Source organism: Mucilaginibacter sp. (assembly GCF_041660805.1).
GTDB lineage: Bacteria > Bacteroidota > Bacteroidia > Sphingobacteriales > Sphingobacteriaceae > Mucilaginibacter.
In genome coordinates, this window is sequence record NZ_JBAZVP010000011.1 from 60,733 (window position 1) to 77,627 (window position 16,895).

The 16,895-nt window shown below is 40.2% G+C and carries 12 protein-coding genes; 6 read left to right on the forward strand and 6 right to left on the reverse strand.

The features are described from left to right. Positions 1-324: 324 nt before the first annotated feature. From WC743_RS15190 to WC743_RS15200, 3 genes are all read right to left on the reverse strand, one after another. Positions 325-4,377, reverse strand: a complete 4,053-nt coding sequence (locus WC743_RS15190) for a two-component regulator propeller domain-containing protein (protein ID WP_373013117.1) — start codon at positions 4,375-4,377, stop codon at positions 325-327. Between the two features lie 675 nt (positions 4,378-5,052). Then, entirely contained in the window at positions 5,053-5,484 is a 432-nt protein-coding gene (locus WC743_RS15195; protein WP_373013119.1) for a hypothetical protein, read from the reverse strand. A 350-nt stretch (positions 5,485-5,834) separates the two neighbouring features. After that, positions 5,835-6,116, reverse strand: a complete 282-nt coding sequence (locus WC743_RS15200) for an ATP-dependent Clp protease adaptor ClpS (RefSeq protein ID WP_373013120.1) — start codon at positions 6,114-6,116, stop codon at positions 5,835-5,837. 111 nt (positions 6,117-6,227) lie between these two features. On the opposite strand from WC743_RS15200, the gene WC743_RS15205 reads away from it, so the two are divergent. After that, complete coding sequence (locus WC743_RS15205) at positions 6,228-7,088, forward strand: hypothetical protein (RefSeq protein ID WP_373013122.1); 861 nt, start codon at positions 6,228-6,230, stop codon at positions 7,086-7,088. Between the two features lie 71 nt (positions 7,089-7,159). Here WC743_RS15205 and WC743_RS15210 read toward each other — a convergent pair whose 3' ends face one another. Together WC743_RS15210 and dcd are read right to left on the reverse strand one after the other, a co-directional pair. Further along, a complete protein-coding gene (locus tag WC743_RS15210; RefSeq protein ID WP_373013123.1) occupies positions 7,160-9,613 on the reverse strand; it encodes a carboxypeptidase regulatory-like domain-containing protein in 2,454 nt (817 codons plus the stop codon). 70 nt (positions 9,614-9,683) lie between these two features. Further along, a complete protein-coding gene (gene dcd, locus WC743_RS15215; RefSeq protein ID WP_373013125.1) occupies positions 9,684-10,220 on the reverse strand; it encodes a dCTP deaminase in 537 nt (178 codons plus the stop codon). Between the two features lie 441 nt (positions 10,221-10,661). Here dcd and WC743_RS15220 point away from each other — a divergent pair, with 441 nt between their 5' ends. Genes WC743_RS15220 through WC743_RS15230 form a run of 3 tightly spaced genes read left to right on the forward strand, consistent with a single transcriptional unit; the run spans position 10,662 to position 12,726 of the window. Beyond that, positions 10,662-11,300 carry a 4'-phosphopantetheinyl transferase superfamily protein gene (locus WC743_RS15220; protein WP_373013127.1) on the forward strand — a complete coding sequence of 213 codons (639 nt, stop codon included), beginning with the start codon at positions 10,662-10,664 and terminating at the stop codon, positions 11,298-11,300. Positions 11,301-11,302: 2 nt separating this feature from the next. Further along, a complete protein-coding gene (gene lipB / locus WC743_RS15225; protein WP_373013129.1) occupies positions 11,303-12,037 on the forward strand; it encodes a lipoyl(octanoyl) transferase LipB in 735 nt (244 codons plus the stop codon). 59 nt (positions 12,038-12,096) lie between these two features. Continuing rightward, positions 12,097-12,726 carry an SGNH/GDSL hydrolase family protein gene (locus WC743_RS15230; protein ID WP_373013131.1) on the forward strand — a complete coding sequence of 210 codons (630 nt, stop codon included), beginning with the start codon at positions 12,097-12,099 and terminating at the stop codon, positions 12,724-12,726. A gap of 279 nt (positions 12,727-13,005) precedes the next feature. Here WC743_RS15230 and WC743_RS15235 read toward each other — a convergent pair whose 3' ends face one another. Continuing rightward, entirely contained in the window at positions 13,006-14,307 is a 1,302-nt protein-coding gene (locus tag WC743_RS15235) for an aminotransferase class V-fold PLP-dependent enzyme (RefSeq protein WP_373013133.1), read from the reverse strand. Between the two features lie 181 nt (positions 14,308-14,488). On the opposite strand from WC743_RS15235, the gene WC743_RS15240 reads away from it, so the two are divergent. Together WC743_RS15240 and WC743_RS15245 are read left to right on the forward strand one after the other, a co-directional pair. Beyond that, entirely contained in the window at positions 14,489-15,949 is a 1,461-nt protein-coding gene (locus WC743_RS15240; protein ID WP_373013135.1) for an MBOAT family protein, read from the forward strand. A 1-nt stretch (position 15,950) separates the two neighbouring features. After that, a complete protein-coding gene (locus WC743_RS15245) occupies positions 15,951-16,895 on the forward strand; it encodes a hypothetical protein (RefSeq protein ID WP_373013137.1) in 945 nt (314 codons plus the stop codon).

The following is a 16,895-nucleotide window of genomic DNA, read 5'->3' on the forward strand; positions in this document are numbered from 1 at the left end:
AATATTGCTGTAAAGCTTGTTGAGTAACTAAATGGTCCATGAAAAAATTAAACAGAATTGGTTTATGAGTGCTAAGTTGAAGTAAAAAAGCTTTGTTTAAGGGTGGTTAATCCTCATAAAATGGGGGGCAAAAAGGTAATTTTACCTATAATCTTATCTATAAATAAGAAAAGGCCGCTTAATTATGCGTCACCTAAAGAAATAACTGCAAGTTTAAAAAAATCAACTACTGTTAGCAGGCGCTTAAATTGTATGCAGGCTTTACACCTGATCAAATTCAGTAAGACATAGGTTAAACAACCAGCCAATTATGACCGGCATTGATTACCTTACTGTAATCTTCCGGGCTGCTTTATAATCGTTATTAACAGTTTCGGCAGAGAACACCTTCCTATACTTTTTCATGTATTGCGATGGGTTCATGTTAAAAAGTTTCCTGAATTGCTCCCTGAAGTATTTGATATCATTGATACCCACAAGATAGGATGTTTCAAAAATATTGTGATTAGTATGGATCAGTATCTCGGCCGCCTTTCTTAACCTGATAAACCTGATAAATCCATTAGCCGACAACCCCGAGATAGATTTTATTTTTTTATAAAGGCTTGAATGGGATATACTAAGTTCATTGGCCAATGTTTGTATATTAAAATCGGTGTCGGTTAGGTGAAGCTCTACAATACGCATGCAATTATCCAAAAACTCTTTATACTCCAGCGGTATTTTGTGGGTGTTTTTATTAAGTGTGATTTCGTTATAAAAATATTTTTGCAGGTTGTTTTTGTTTTTAAGGATACCAGCCACCCTTGCTTTTAGTATTTCTTTATCAAATGGCTTATCTATGTAATCATCGGCACCGCCCTCTAAACCCCTCAACTTTACTTCGGTAGATGAGCTTGAGGTTAATAATATTATTGGGGTGTGGCTAATGTTTATATCTTCTCTTACCATTGCACATAAGTCAATACCGCTCATATTGTCCATTACCACGTCACTTATTACCATATCCGGCAAAAGTTCCCTAATCTTTAGCAAACCTTCTTCGGCGCTGCTAGCCTCATGTATGTTATAATCGGCTTTAAATATCATTTTCAGGTATTCCCTAAAATCGCGGTTGTCATCAATCAATAAAATCGACTTTAATTCGGCATGCATTTCCTCTTCTCCGGCATCCGTATCCAATAGGTCATCAACAAAGGTGTCTGAAGCGGCTTCCTCTATCAGTTCATGCAACAGCACCGAACCTTCTTCGGTATCCTCATATATAATTTCGGGATTAAAATGATGCAATCCTTTTAATAAGCCCACTTTAAAAAGTGTACCCTCTCCGCTTTTACTGGTATAAGTAATGCTACCAAAATGGTCTTCAACAAAACGCTTTACCAAGAAAAGCCCTATACCAAAACCACCCTTTGATGAGTTATTCATGGTTTCTTCCTGAAAGAAACGGGTGTAAAGCCTATCGCCGGTTCCTTGTTTTATACCACAGCCATTATCCTGCACACTCATAGTTACCGATGATTCATCCTCATATACCGCCATTTTTATATTGCCACCAAAAGGTGTAAACTTAATTGCGTTTGATAACAGGTTAAACAGTACAATTTCCATTTTTTCCCTGTCTGCATATAGTTCGATATACTCTTCTTTGCACAAAAACTCGAATGTTATCTGCTTGGCCTTAGCCTGATGTATAAAACATAAATAAACCTCATTGGCCAGATCAACCATATTTAGTCTGGATATTTTTAACTTGCCGGTGCTTGAATCGGCCTTATGGAACAATAACAACTGATCTACCAGGCTTAACAGCCGCTTTGCATTACGGTAAACAATATTAAGGCTGGTAGTTTCATTTGAATTTTGAACATTTAACAGCTCTTTTACCGGGTTAATTATAAGCGTTAGCGGCGTGCGGAATTCATGCGATATATTGGTAAAAAACGATAGCTTTTTTTGGTTCAGTTCTTTCTCTTTTTCGCCTTCTAAATGCGCTAATCTTATTTCATATCTTAATTTGGCCTGGCGCTCTTTGTATAAAATATAACTGTAAATTATGCTGCAGATAATTAGCAGGTACGCGGCATAAGCCCACCATGTTAAATACCAGGGCGGTGTAATAATTATGACAAGCATTTTACCACTTTTATTCCAAACACCATCGTTATTAGATGCTTTTACCCTAAAAACATACCTGCCGGGATCTAAGTTGGTATAAGTAGCTTTGCGTTGCTGGCCTACAAAGTTCCATTTCTTATCAAAACCTTCCAGCATAAAAGCGTACTCGTTTTTGGCAGATAAGGTATAGTTAAGCGCAACAAATTCCAGCGAAAAAACATTTTGGTTATAATTTAAAGTTACCTGCCGGGCTACATTTAAATTTTCATTTAAGGGCCCGTTTGCTGAAGGTGCAATTGCCTTGTTGAACACCTGGAAGTTGGTAATTGCAATAGGCGGGGCTTCTTTATTATAATTAATTAAAACAGGGTCAAATGAAACTATACCCTGGCTTCCGGCCAAATATATTTTACCCTGATAGTTGTAAATGGCAGAATTGGCATAAAGCCCATCGGCTTCATCAAAATTCTTAACCACGCCGGTAAGGGGGTTAAGCATAGACATTCCCTTTTCGGTAGTTATCCATAAGTTCCCGGCCCTGTCTTCAACAAGAGCATTAAATACGTTGTTGCTGAACCCGTTCGTTCTTGAATAAACAATAAAAGAATCGCTGTTTCTGTCGTAACGGTTTAAGCCATCCGGTGTACATATCCAAATATTCTGCCGCGAATCCATAAAGATCTTCTCAATAGAATTATTACTTATCCCTTTTGAGGTGCCACTTTTTACTGTATATGACTTGAAATGCCCCGTACGTGGGTCAAAACGGTTAACGCCCCCTCCGCTGGTACCTATCCATATGGTGTTATCAGCATCTTTTAAAAGGCAGTTAAGGTGGTTATTACTAATGCTGTATTTATTGCTATTACTAAAATAATGTGAATAGGTATTTAATTTACTGTTGTATATTTTAAACCCGGCATCAGATGCCAGACCATAAATACCCGGACTAATTTCCAATATATCCCTAAAAACGTCTTCATTATACAAAGCGCCAAGCTGTGAGTGGTGATAGTGATGCTTAAAAATGCTGTTTTGTTCGTCAAATTCATCAAACCCAAATTCAGTCATTATCCATATCTTACCATAACTATCCTGATATAACCGGCTTATGTCATCATTGCCAAGGCTATTTGCATCGCTTGAGTGGCGATAGATTATACTATTGTGTGTTTTTAAGTTGTATTTAACAAGCCCTTTGCTGGTGCCCAACCACGCTATCTCATTTTTTATTAAGACACTTCTTACTGTGGCTTTTAGATCGGCAAAGCCTAAAAACGAAAATTTGATCTGATTAAAATCAAGTTTGGCAACTCCATCCCTGGCACATAACCATATAATGCCTTGTGCATCCTTGTAGATGTTACCATTAGGATCATTTTTGAAGCCGGTTATTGGGGTCCAGTTATTAGTTTGAGTATTTACCCAATAAAAGCTCTCAGCCCCGCCAACAAGTAAAGTATGCCTGTCAACTGCAATCAGATTAAAAACAGCTTTATTATCAACATCAACCCGGTTAAATGATGTAAACTCTTCCTTTTTAGGATCAAACTTGTAAAGGCCTTTCCAGTATGCACCTATCCAAAGCACGCCATCTTCGTCTTTACAAAGGGCCCATATATCATTTGGGTTTTTTTGCCCGGGTATTTGTACCTGTTTATAATTAGTAAAACGTTTTGTGATAATGTTGAACTTGTTTAAACCGCTTCCCCAGTTACCCAGCCAAAGGTTTTCGCCATCCTCTACAATAGCGTTTACAGATTTACCTTTCATTGCGAAAGCATTGCCGGCAATAGGCTTGTAAACTTCAAAACTGTTAGTTTTAAAGTTATACTTGTTAAAACCATCGTCAGTACCTACCCATATATTACCACGCGCATCTCTTAGTAACGACCATATTTTATCATTACTTAACGATGCCTTCTGATTATCTTTATGACAAAACCTGGTGAATTTTTCGGTTAAAGGATCAAACAGGTTCAACCCATCCATTGTGCCTATCCATAACCTCCCTTTTTTATCTGTAACTATGGCGTTTATAAAATTATTGGATATAGAATTGCTATCAAGCTGATTATTCTGAAATGTTTTAAAATTATACCCGTCAAATTTGCATAAGCCGTTCTCGGTACCAACCCACATAAAGCCATATTTGTCTTTTATAGCCGTAGTTGTGTTTCTGGAAGGCAGCCCCTGGTTTATGGTATAAGTAACCAAAGCAAAATCTTTGCGAAGGTCTGTAGCCTTAATACCAGCCATGCTATTTTGAGCTTGCAAAGGCGCATTAAAAAAAACAATAAACAAACACACAAAATACCACCTCATACCAAACAATTGCCTTTTAAATATACCTCTACACGCAAGTGATACTTCCTTTGTAGCATTTATATAACTTTTCCTGATAGTAATTATTAACAACATAGTATTGTTATAAATTATTAGTTCCACATCTTTCACTACAACTTAATTGCATCTGTGGGTTAAGTCTTAAACTTGAAAACAGTATGGCCGTAAAACACCGGCTTTTAAAGCATTTCAAATCTTATCCTACAGCTCAATTACAGCTATACTGATATTAATTCAGTAAAAAATTTAACAGTTGGTTTAAATTGCAAAAAACTAATATAACATAATATTATTAACTGTTAAAAAAACAATTAATAATATTTACATAAATTTAGTTACCGCGTATAAAAAATACTGTCCCTTATTTTAACCACTAAAGTTAAACTTAAACAGGTGGAGGGCCTGATTTGGAACTCATAGTCTTCCTTTACATTTTTTGCCGGCAGGGTGATAGTGGTATCCTTAACCCAACGACAGCCATGTATAAAAGCCTTGGCACCGGACGTAAAGACGGCTTAAAGGAGAAATAGACAGGGGCTACTCAACAAACGCACTACTTCTCAAATTATATTAGGCAATGAATGATAATTATGGTACTAAAATGGTTGAAACCCATATTTGATTAGCCTGTTTAGTAGCTGAATTATGGTAAATTTGTTTTGATTCCCGGCTATAAACATTTATGGTAATTTTCTGAGGCTCAACTAAAGGCGTTACCTTGAGATTCAAATTATAGTCTCTTTGATATTTGAAGTTATATGTACCCGTAGTAGCTTCAATATCAACCTCGGTTAAATTACCGGCAGTGCCATAGGAGATATGACATTTTTTTTCACATTCAACGGTTAACCTTCCTTCTCCAAATTCTTTATCCGGGTTTACTGCATTCTTTTTACATCCGGTTGCTGATAAAAGCACGATGATTATCAAAACTATATTTCCAAATAAAAATTTCTTAGCTGTTTTGAAATTAAATGTATTTGAAATTATTTCTCCAAATTTAAGGTGTAGATTTCTCATGGTTTTAACTTTTAATAATCAAAACTATATCTTTTAAAGTGTAGATATTTCAAATAACCCAATTGTGTATAATGCATTGAGAAAATAAAGGAAAATTGCCCCGGATGTGTGCAATTAATTGAAATACATTCATGAAAATCTTGCTGATTACGACAATTTACAGAGAGCAACTATAACCATATGCCCGGGGAGATGGCATGGTTCCGGTGCCGCGATAGTGCAGGGAAATTAGCAAATGAAAAATGAAAGCACAGTTATTTTACAGACGAGAGAATAGTAAGGAATTGTTATGAAGATAGCTGTACTATGCTAAGTAATGCGCGGTTTTGTTTAACAATACCAATACTTAACTACTCCACAGTTACCGTTAACCCCTCTTGCTGAAGAATCTTACGATAAACCTCCATCTCGGTGAATGAACCTTCCAATACGGCGCATTTACCTTCGTTATGCACCTTCCATGCTATTTTTTCGGCTTGAGATTCGGTATAATCCAGATATTTCATCATGCAGTGTATCACATGATCAAAGCTGTTATGGTCATCATTCCATAATATAAGGCGGTGCATTTCTTTAAGACCGGCCAGTATCTCTTCAAGAGTGAGTGTCTCTTCCTGTACTTCAGTTGGCATATGTAATGACAAATTTACTTAAAATCAGTAATAAAAGTGTTAAAATGATGTTTAAACGATTTAAAATGACATATACCAACTTTTACTGTCACAAACCCCCACTTAAAAAAAATGAAACACCGTACTATTATGCTGTTTTCAGCATTAACCCTGGTTACCAGCGCAGTTAAAGCACAAACATCAAAAGCTCCCGGCAATATGCAGCCGCCACCCGCCAACGTCGTAATAGATGGTAATTTGAATGAATGGGGCGACAGCCTGCGATATCTTAACGAAGAAAAAAAGATCCCTTACACCCTCGCCAACGATCAGGAAAATCTGTATGTGGCTATCCGTATTAACGACAGGATGGAGCAGGCCCGTATCATAAACGCGGGTATCACATTAAGTATTGATCCTAAAGGGAAAAAGAAGGAAACATTTGCCATGACTTTCCCCTTGAGTGCCCCCGGCAGTAAACCGCAGTTTGGTTTTAGTAAGGATGATAACGGAGAAGTAAGCCAGCAAGATAGGGATGAACTTGCACGCGAGCGGCTTACCACACTCAGAAACATTAAAGTAACCGGCTTTAAGGATATTGAATATGATATGATCACCACATCAAACACCTATGGCATTAAGGCGGCTATAAATTATGATGCTGATGGCAACCTGGTTTACGAGGCGGCTATCCCCTTAAAGTTTTTTCATGCCGATAGCCCTTCAAAAAGCGAATGGGCATTTAACTTTAAAATTAACGGCATGCAAAAAGCTGTTATTACCGGCCAGGGCGGCGACGCACAAGGCGGGGGCATGGGTGGTGGCCGTGGCGGAAGAGGCGGCGGCGGTGGAATGAGTGGCGGCGGTGGTCGTGGCGGAAGAGGTGGCCGTAGTGGAGGTGGTATGCGTGGAGGTGGCAACACCAGCAATGCCGACCGCAGCGAGCTATTCAAATCGGTTGATTTTTGGGAGAAATTTTACTTAGCGAAATAAGGTAAGTTGAAAGTGAAAAGTTTAAAGTAAAGTTTCACCGTTTTCAACTTTTCACTTTCAACCTTAAACTTTTACTCTACTTTATATCTTAAAACCTGCCTGCCTATGTTACCGTCGGTGTCAATACCTTCAATCACCACGCGGTAATTACCTTTAGTGCCTGCATTAAAATATTCAAATGATGCTTTACCGCCGTTGCCTGTAAGCACATCCGGTTTCCAGAAGATAGTACTGCGCAGATCTGCCAATTGTTTGTTTACACCAGATTTATCATACTGTGGCGAATAAAAAGTACGGGCTTTTAAATATCCTTTAGGGTAAAGCACTTTTATACCACGGCCGGTAACCGGTCCGGTATATTCGTTGTCACCACCGCGTTTGGTGGTAATAATTATTACCCCGCTTCCACCCCTACCGCCATAAATCCCCAGTGAACCTATGTTACGCAGCACCTCTATCGCTTGTATATCAATAAAGTTTATTGAGTTTAAAAAACTGGGCTCAACATACACCCCATCAATAATCACCTGCATAGGCCGGTTATATGAACGTGTAGAATAAGGCACTCCATTACGAAAAGTAACGCCCAGCAACCTGCCCTGCAAACAATCAGCTATACGGATGCAGGCGAAGTTCTGCAGATCACGAGCTAACAAAACCTGGTCGGCATTACCTGGGCCATTCAGGTTTGATGAGTATTTAAGCGCCTGTTTCTTCTCGCGGATAATTACCTCTCTTAACGGAATAACATGATTGCCAACACCATATCGCATTTGCGCCTGGTATAGTTCTTTACTGCTTTGCACGTAAACAGATAGATCGGCACTTACACTTATCTCATAATCAGCCGCATTTTTCCCTGCTGCATTTGCCGGCGCAATAGAATCAAGCTTAATAACCACGTCTTTCTTATTTTTATCGGTACGGGCCTGCACAATAAAACGCACACTATCTTCAAATGTCAAATTTGTAAAGGCAAACCGGCCGCGCGCGTCTGTAACGGTATCTTTCGTATAATCAATATCGTCAAAATCAATCAGCTTAACCTTTCCATTGGCAACCGGCTTACCTGATGGATTGGTAACAGTACCTGATACCTGCAAGGAGCTTTCGCGCTGATAAACGTTTGGCGTAAATCTGTCATTCAATATTTCTTTCCACTCAAAACGGCGATAGCCCTGTGTAAGCATTAGTATATCCAGATCAGCCCGGGTTTTATCGTTAACGTTGTTGAAATAATAAGCAGGCTGCTCTACATATCCCTTAAGATCGGCTGTAAGCAGCAGGCTTGCCATAATATTATTCTCATTCGCTTCATTCAATGGTACCTTAGTTTCATCAGTTACCGAAACCGAGAAATTTCCCATAGCAGGCTTACCATTACTATTGGCATCCACATTAATTTTTACCTTTTGCCTTGGCGTGTAAGTTTGCCGGTCGGCACTTAGGTCCAGCTTTAACTTTTCGGGATGCTGTACAAATACCAGGCGTTCGTTCAAGGGCTCACCACCCGTCGAAAATAAAGTAAACTGCACTATCCCCGCAGGGAATTTACTTTTTGGTATGGTAACATTACCCGGTTTTATTTGATCGCTATAATAAACCTTACCCTGGCTTTGGGCCACTAACAGCACATTGGCCGCACCCTGATTAAGCAGATTTTTACTTGCCGATATTTTTACCTGTAAGTTTTGTGCACCGGCATCTGTTATACTTAAAACATAGCCTTTATCCAGCACTTTAGGCAGGGTTACGGTATTAGTTGAACCATCGGCATTGGTAATTTTAGCTGTGTAAGTATTCCCATAAACAGGTATAATATCAAACACGCCCATCCCTAAATGAGTGCTGTTAATCTGTGCTACCTGCTTGCCTGTGTTATCGTTAATCACCCCTTTAATATCTGTACCAGAGCCATTAACACCAACGGCTTTAAACGCTACCTTGGTTGCAACTCCCCCTACAAGGTTGCCGCTTTCCGGAAAGAACTGTACATCAGCCTTGCCTGAAGTATTTACAGATACACTTTTATTTGTCGTTATTTTATCTGCTGATTTTGCATTGCTGCTTAAAGTATTATTGATGATGCTGATAGCCTTATCAAAGAAATATTCACTGCCGGCATTACGCATGTAATTGGTATAGGCCCGTATGCGATAACCGCCCTGGTACAGGGTATCAGGCAGGGCAAAATCGCCGGCGGCAACACCATCTTTTAAAGGGAGTTTAAGAGATTGTTTGATGGAATCGCGCCCATCAATCAGCTCCACATTTAAAACACCGCTTATTGTAGTTAGCTTGTTTTGGCTGCCGCCCGTTACATATGCTTTAAACCAGATATCATCGCCGGCAGCATAGTAGGGTTTATCAAGGTGCAGGTACGCCTTTTCTATAGGCCGCTCGTTACCCCATTTATCCAGTTGCTGAATAATTTTACTGATAGGATCGTCATAAAAACTAAACCCTAACAGGCCTGTAATGCCTAAAGCAGTAATCAACCCAAAAAAGAAACGTTTATATGCCATAATTGATGTAAAGATACACAGTATTACAACGCTAATTGCCTGCATTCCTTATACATACAACCGCCGAGACTTAGAATTTGTTCTTCCACATCATGCTCTCAACCGGGCGTGTGGTTTTATTATTATACTTGGCGTTATTTTTAGTATTGTAAAGGGTTTCTATCTCGCCTTCAACGGCAAAGTATATAAGCTGGCCAATAGGCATACCGGCATAGATCTTCACAGGCTGCGCGCATGAAATTTCCAGTGTCCAGGTGTTGCAAAAGCCTACATCGCCTTTACCTGCTGTAGCATGAATATCTATCCCCAAACGGCCTGTGCTTGATTTTCCTTCTAAAAAAGGCACGTGCTGGTGGGTTTCGGTATACTCAACAGTTACACCCAGGTATAAGGTGTTGGGCTGCAATACAAATCCTTCTTTCGGTATTTCAAAGCTAATTATCTCGTTATGAAGCTTGGCATCCAGCACGCGGTCTTTATAAGTAGCCAGGTGCTTGCTCAAATGCACATCGTATGAGTTTGTGCCCAGGCATTCGCGGTTAAAGGGTTCAATAATAATAGTGCCTTTATCTATCTCTTCAAGAATGCGTTTGTCTGATAATATCATAGCTTAAATTATGGGAGGCCTAAATTATCATTAATTAAGCTAATTGCCAATACAATGTTGTACACAACAGTTAACAACATTACATAAAAAACCGCCCGTTACTTACGTAACGGACGGCCAAAATTAAACCACCTAAAGGGTAGTTATCCATCCATTCACATTCTCACCGTTTTTGGATGTTTCCTTACGGGCTTGCTATGCCTTAATGTCTTTTACTACAGGTGCCTTTTCGGCTATTCGCTGTTTCATGCAGCTTTCTGTTAATGCTACGGCTATTAATATGGCAGCGGCTATGTATATTTTTTTCATGGTATTAATTGTGATGCCCGGTTATTAGCTATATGACGTAACTTTCCGTTGAAATGCTACAATAAAAAAACAACTTGTTAATATTATATTTACCTGATATTACTTTGTGAACCTTTTTGCAATTTTACCCTCATGGCAATAGCGTACCGACAACAGGTGGATGATGATACAGAGTTTGCGCTTTGGAAGATAGAGGAAACCGCGGATGAGCTTTACAAACAGCTTAAATTAGATGATACCGAAAAAGCCTTTACCAAGCAGTTAAGCAAGAGCAAACGTTACCTGCACTGGTTAGGCACACGTGTATTATTGCGTAAAATGCTGCGTACCGAAGAATATATTGATTGCAAGGTTGATGCACATGGCAAGCCTTATTTGGTTAGTTTACCCTATCATATCTCGCTTAGTCACTCGTTTGATTACGCCGCTGTAATGATTAGTAAAAGCAGCGCTGTAGGTATTGATATTGAACAGGTGAAGCAAAAGGTAGAGCGTATTGCCGGAAAATTTATGCGCCCCGAGGAACTGGCCTTTATAGATCAGCAGCAGAAAATTGACCAGCTTTATGTTTGCTGGTGCGCCAAAGAGGCGGTTTACAAATGCTACGGGCAAAAAGAGGTTTCATTTGCTCATAATATATTTTTGCAACCCTTTAACTACCAACAGCAAGGCACGGTACAGGCTACATTAGATAAGGATACGATAAACTTTAGCTACCAGGTAAACTACCTGAAGTATGAAGATTACATGATAGGATACGTGAAGGCATAACAATGAAAAACAAACAGGTTATTTTACAAGATTGGGGGCTAACAGACTATAAAGTTGCCTGGGATAAACAGGAAGCCATTTTTGCCGATACCGTTAGGCTTAAGACTGAGATACGTAACCGCCAAGTAGCTGTTTTAGCCGGCGCAGATGAGCCAGCAGAAGAAACGCCAACACCTAATTACCTTATTTTTTGCGAGCACCCTCATGTTTACACTTTAGGCAAAAGTGGTAAACCCGAACATTTACTTTTAGATGAAGCCGGACTGAAAGAAAAAGAAGCTGTGTATTACACCATTAATCGTGGTGGAGATATTACCTATCATGGCCCAGGGCAAATTGTAAGCTACCCTATACTTGACCTTGATAATTTTTTTACCGACATACATTTATACCTACGCACACTTGAAGAAGCCATTATTTTAACACTGGCAGATTACGGCATAAAGGCCGGTCGTTATCCCGGTTATACGGGTGTTTGGCTGGATGCCGACAATGAAAAAGCCCGCAAAATATGCGCAATGGGTGTTCGTTGCAGCCGTTGGGTAACTATGCATGGCCTGGCATTTAATGTAAATACTGATCTTAACTATTTCAAGAATATTGTTCCCTGCGGGATAGATGATAAAGCAGTAACCTCCATGCAGCAGGAACTGGGCCGCGAGGTAGATATTAATGAAGTTAAAAAAATCCTGACACGCCACATTTCCGTACTTTTTGGTATGGAGATAAGTGGATGAAATTATTGGCAATACCTGCACTAACAGCTGCCCTTATTTGCGGCAGTGACAATTATAATATGGATTTAACCCAAACCAACAGATCGCCTTACACCTACCTTGCCCTTGGTGATAGTTATAGTATAGGCGAATCGGTTCCAGCGGCGGGGTCTTTTCCGTACCAATTAACAGCAGAATTAATCAAGGCAAAGCACCCGGTTAGTCGACCCGAAATTATAGCTACTACCGGCTGGACCACTGATGAGCTTATCGACGCCATAAACAACAGCGATTTAAAAGACAAGAAATACGACATAGTAACCCTGCTTATTGGTGTGAACAATCAGTATCGTGGCTATAATCAGGAAACTTACCGTACCGAATTTATCCGGCTGCTAAATACTGCCATAGCTTATGCAAACGGCAATAAAAAAAATGTGTTTGTGCTATCTATCCCTGATTGGGGCGTTACCCCTTATGCCGATGGCCGCGACCGCAGCCAAATAGGCCGGGAAATTGATCAGTTTAACGCTATTAATAAACAAGAAAGCCAAAAGGCAGGTGTGGCTTATGTGGATATTACCCCAATATCAAAACAAGCAGCCAATGATGCTTCTTTAAATGCGGAGGACGGTTTACATCCTTCTGCAAAAATGTACGGCCTGTGGGTAAAGGAGTTGTTACCTGTGGTGGAAGCGCAAATTAAATAGCAGCTTAGCTTATTTAACTCGCCATTACGAGAATAAGCAGCAACGCATGCGGCAAGGCTCACTTAATGAAGAGCGGTAGGCTGACGAAAAACCGGAGCCGATGGGTAAAGGCCTTGTGTTGGGAAGGATTTTTTCGTCTTGATTTTTTGTTACTTTTTCATCAAGGAAAAAGTAATAGGCCTCCGCGGCTATGAGCGGGCTAACGTTCATTAAAGCACAACAACAACCTATCGGGAGATTGCTACGCTTCTCGCAATGACATGTTTTCTATACTATATCCTACTTCTTCCCAGCCGCTATTTCACCTAACGCTTTTACCAACTTATCCAGATCGGCCAAACGGGTGTAAACATGTGGTGTTATCCGCACGCAGCTAATGTTTTCCCAAACAATAGCAGTTGTATGGATCTTGTATTTACCAAACAAGGCTGCATCCAGCTCCTGAGGTGTCATACCATCTACAGAAACCCCGCATATAGCACAGGAATATTCTGATTTTAGCGAGGTATGTATTTTCACTTTGGGTATTTGCTGGGCTTTTTGCGCCCAGTAGTTTTTAAGATAACGAATGCGCTCTTCTTTGCGTTTGCTGCCAATTGCCTCATGAAAGTTAATGGCCTCGCCTATGGCCTGCTCTATCGGGAAGCTGCGGGTGCCTAATGTTTCAAACTTGCGAATGTCGGCACTGCGGGGTTCGGAGTTACAGGTTAATGGCCAAATCTTTTCAATATGATCCTTCCTGATCCACATCATACCGCTGCCAACAGGAGCCGACAAGAATTTATGTAAACTGGTGCCAAAATAATCGCAATGCAAATCGGGTATTTTAAAATCAAGCAAGCCGAATGAATGTGCGCCATCAACCACTACCTCAACGCCTTTGGCATGCGCCATATCGCATATTTTACGCACCGGCATTATCTGCCCCACCCAGTTAATTACGTGCGTAACATGCAGTATTTTAGTTTTTGGGGTTATAGCCTGCTCATATGCCTTTACTATTTCGGCATCATTCTCTATCGGGAAATTAAAGCTGATCTGTTTATAAACTATGCCATCACGCATACCCCGTTGTTTCCAGGCTTGTATCATATTAGGATAATCCTGTTTAGTGCCAATTACCTCGTCGCCCCGTTGCAGATCAAGCCCATAAATAACCGTATTGAGCGCTTCGGTAGCATTGCGGTTAATCGCTATTTCATCCGGCAGGCAACCGGCCAAGTTTGCCAGTTTATCGCGCAGCGGCTCGCGCCCCTGGTCAAGTATACGCCACATAAAGTATGATGGGCCTTCGTTTGCTAACTGGTTATACCTATCTAACGCCTGTTGTACCACCAGCGGCGATGGTGATACCCCGCCGTTATTTAATATCGTTATTTGCGTACTAACCGCATACGCCCGTTGTATCACCGTCCAAAAATCTTCGTCCTGCGCTAATTGGGCGGCGCTCAAATGCGCCTTACCTTTTAACGCCCTGCTCCACTCTTCGGCATGTGCATAGTTAAACATATTGGCAGCGCTAAAAGCACCGGCCAGCGATGCGGCTTGTTTTATGAAAAGGCGTCGGTTGTTAAGGCTCATGAGGTGAATTTAAGCTTTTGAGGTGAAAATAGCAACGGTGACCGCTGAGATGACTATTCTATATATCCCTGTTCCAATAAAAGAATGATCTTGCGCTTCCTTTAAAATAATTTTGGCAATTGGCAGGCTTTGCAGATATTAGCGGGGATACTATTAACAACTTACCCGGGCAATTTGCTATATGCTTTTTAACTCCCTTAATTTTGCCTTATTTGTTCCGGTTGTTTTTGTGTTTTATTGGTTTGTAACCAATAAAAGTTTAACGCTGCAAAATATATTACTGCTGGTGTCTAGCTATTTTTTTTATGCCTGCTGGGATTACCGCTTTCTGTTTCTGCTCATCTTCTCTACTTTTTTAGACTTTTATACAGGCCGTAAAATATACACAGCTAAGCGCCCCTCCAATAAACGGTTTTGGTTATGGCTAAGCGTGGGCATAAACCTGGGCTTTTTGGGTGTGTTTAAATATTATAATTTTTTTGCCGGCTCGTTTACCGAGCTGCTATCGCAATTTGGCGTCCGTGCCAGTTTCACTACCATTAATGTAATATTGCCCGTGGGTATATCATTCTATACCTTTCACGGATTAAGTTACGTGTTTGATATTTACCACAAGCGAATAATACCTGTAAAAAACTTTATAGACTATTCTGTTTTTGTGAGCTTTTTCCCATTGCTGGTTGCCGGCCCTATTGAACGGGCCACCCATCTATTGCCGCAAATTCAGCAAAGGCGCACGTTTGATTATACCAAAGCGGTTAACGGATTAAAACAGATCTTATGGGGGCTATTTAAAAAAATAGTGATTGCCGATAACTGCGCCGAGTTTGCAAACATGATATTTAATAACTACCCGCATTACCCCGGCAGTACACTGGTATTAGGGGCCCTGTTCTTCACATTTCAAATCTATTGCGATTTTTCGGGATACTCTGATATTGCATTGGGCGTAGCAAGGTTGTTTGGCATAGAATTACTCAGGAATTTTGCTTACCCATACTTCTCTCGTGATATTGCCGAGTTTTGGCGTCGGTGGCATATCTCACTCTCATCGTGGTTTAAAGATTATTTGTACATCCCGCTGGGCGGCAGCAGGGGCAACACCTGGAGCCGTATCCGCAATACATTTATTATTTTTTTGGTAAGTGGTTTCTGGCATGGGGCTAACTGGACTTTCCTGGCATGGGGCGCCTTGAACGCCATCTATTTTATCCCCCTGCTTTTATCTAACCGAAACAGGACACATATAGAGATTGTTGCCAAAGGCAAATTATTGCCCACGTTAAAAGATGGGTTAAATATCCTGGTCACTTTTGCACTAACGGTTTTTGCCTGGATCTTCTTCCGGTCAGACAGTATTACTGCTGCATTCCATTACATTAAAGGAATATTTTCCCGGTCGTTATTTGTTTTACCTACCGGCGATTCACTTGCAGGAGGGACAAGTAATGTGGTTACCATTATTTTATTGACTGTAATTTTTATTGTGATAGAGTGGCTGGGGCGCGAACAGCAATTTGCCATAGCTGCAACGGGCAAAGTTTGGTTAAAACCATTTAGATGGGTGTTTTATTTAACAATAGTCATTTCGATATTTTATTTCTCTGGCATTCAGCAGCAATTTGTTTATTTCCAGTTTTAATATGAAAAAGTTTATCACCGGTATTTGTTTGTTTGCTCTTGTAGTGGTGGTAACTGCCTACATATGCAATCGTAACTATTACCCTGCTAAAGCAAAGGGCAATGATGGTTATTTGGGTGTTATTGTTGATAAACACAACTTCGCCGATAAAACTAAATCGCCGCGTATTATTTTCTGTGGAGGATCAAACATAGCGTTTGGCATCGACAGTAAAAGAATCGCGGATAGCACGGGTATCCCGGTGGTCAACTTAGGCTTGCATGGCAGCCTTGGGTTAGATTATATGATAAATGAAGTTAAGCATGTTGCCCGCCCATCAGACATTATAATTATCTCACCCGAATACAAATTATCTGTAGAGGGCGACCATCGCATGAAAAAAGAAGCTCAAAGGATATTCCCACAAGCCGGCTCATATTTCTCCCCAAATTTTCGCCAGTTCATGAATGATTTTTTTATTGAGGACCTGCAGAAAAACTTCTCTGTAACGTTAGCCAAACTTTTTAACCGTAAGCCAAAAGGCTTCCCTGCTAATGTAGTTTATTCGCGCACATCATTCAACGAGTATGGTGATGTAGTAAGGAATTTTGATAAAAACCCGTCGCATAAGTTTTTAAAGAACTATGATATGACGTATGCATACTTTCCCGGGATGGAGTTATTAAACAGCTTTAAAACCTACGCAAATGAGAATAATATCCGTGTGTATTTCCTTTACCCCTGTTTTCCTGAATCGTTGTATAAGCAAAAACTTAGTGTGATAAATGCTTTTAACCGCGACTTTGAAAGCGACCTGAAAATTAAATTATTGAATAAACCTGCAGATGCCGTTTTCCCGGATAGCTTATTTTATGATACTGAATACCACCTGATACCAAAGGGCAGGGAGTTACGAACCGATAAGATCATTAAATTGTTCCGTGATGCTTATCTTTATAATAATTAG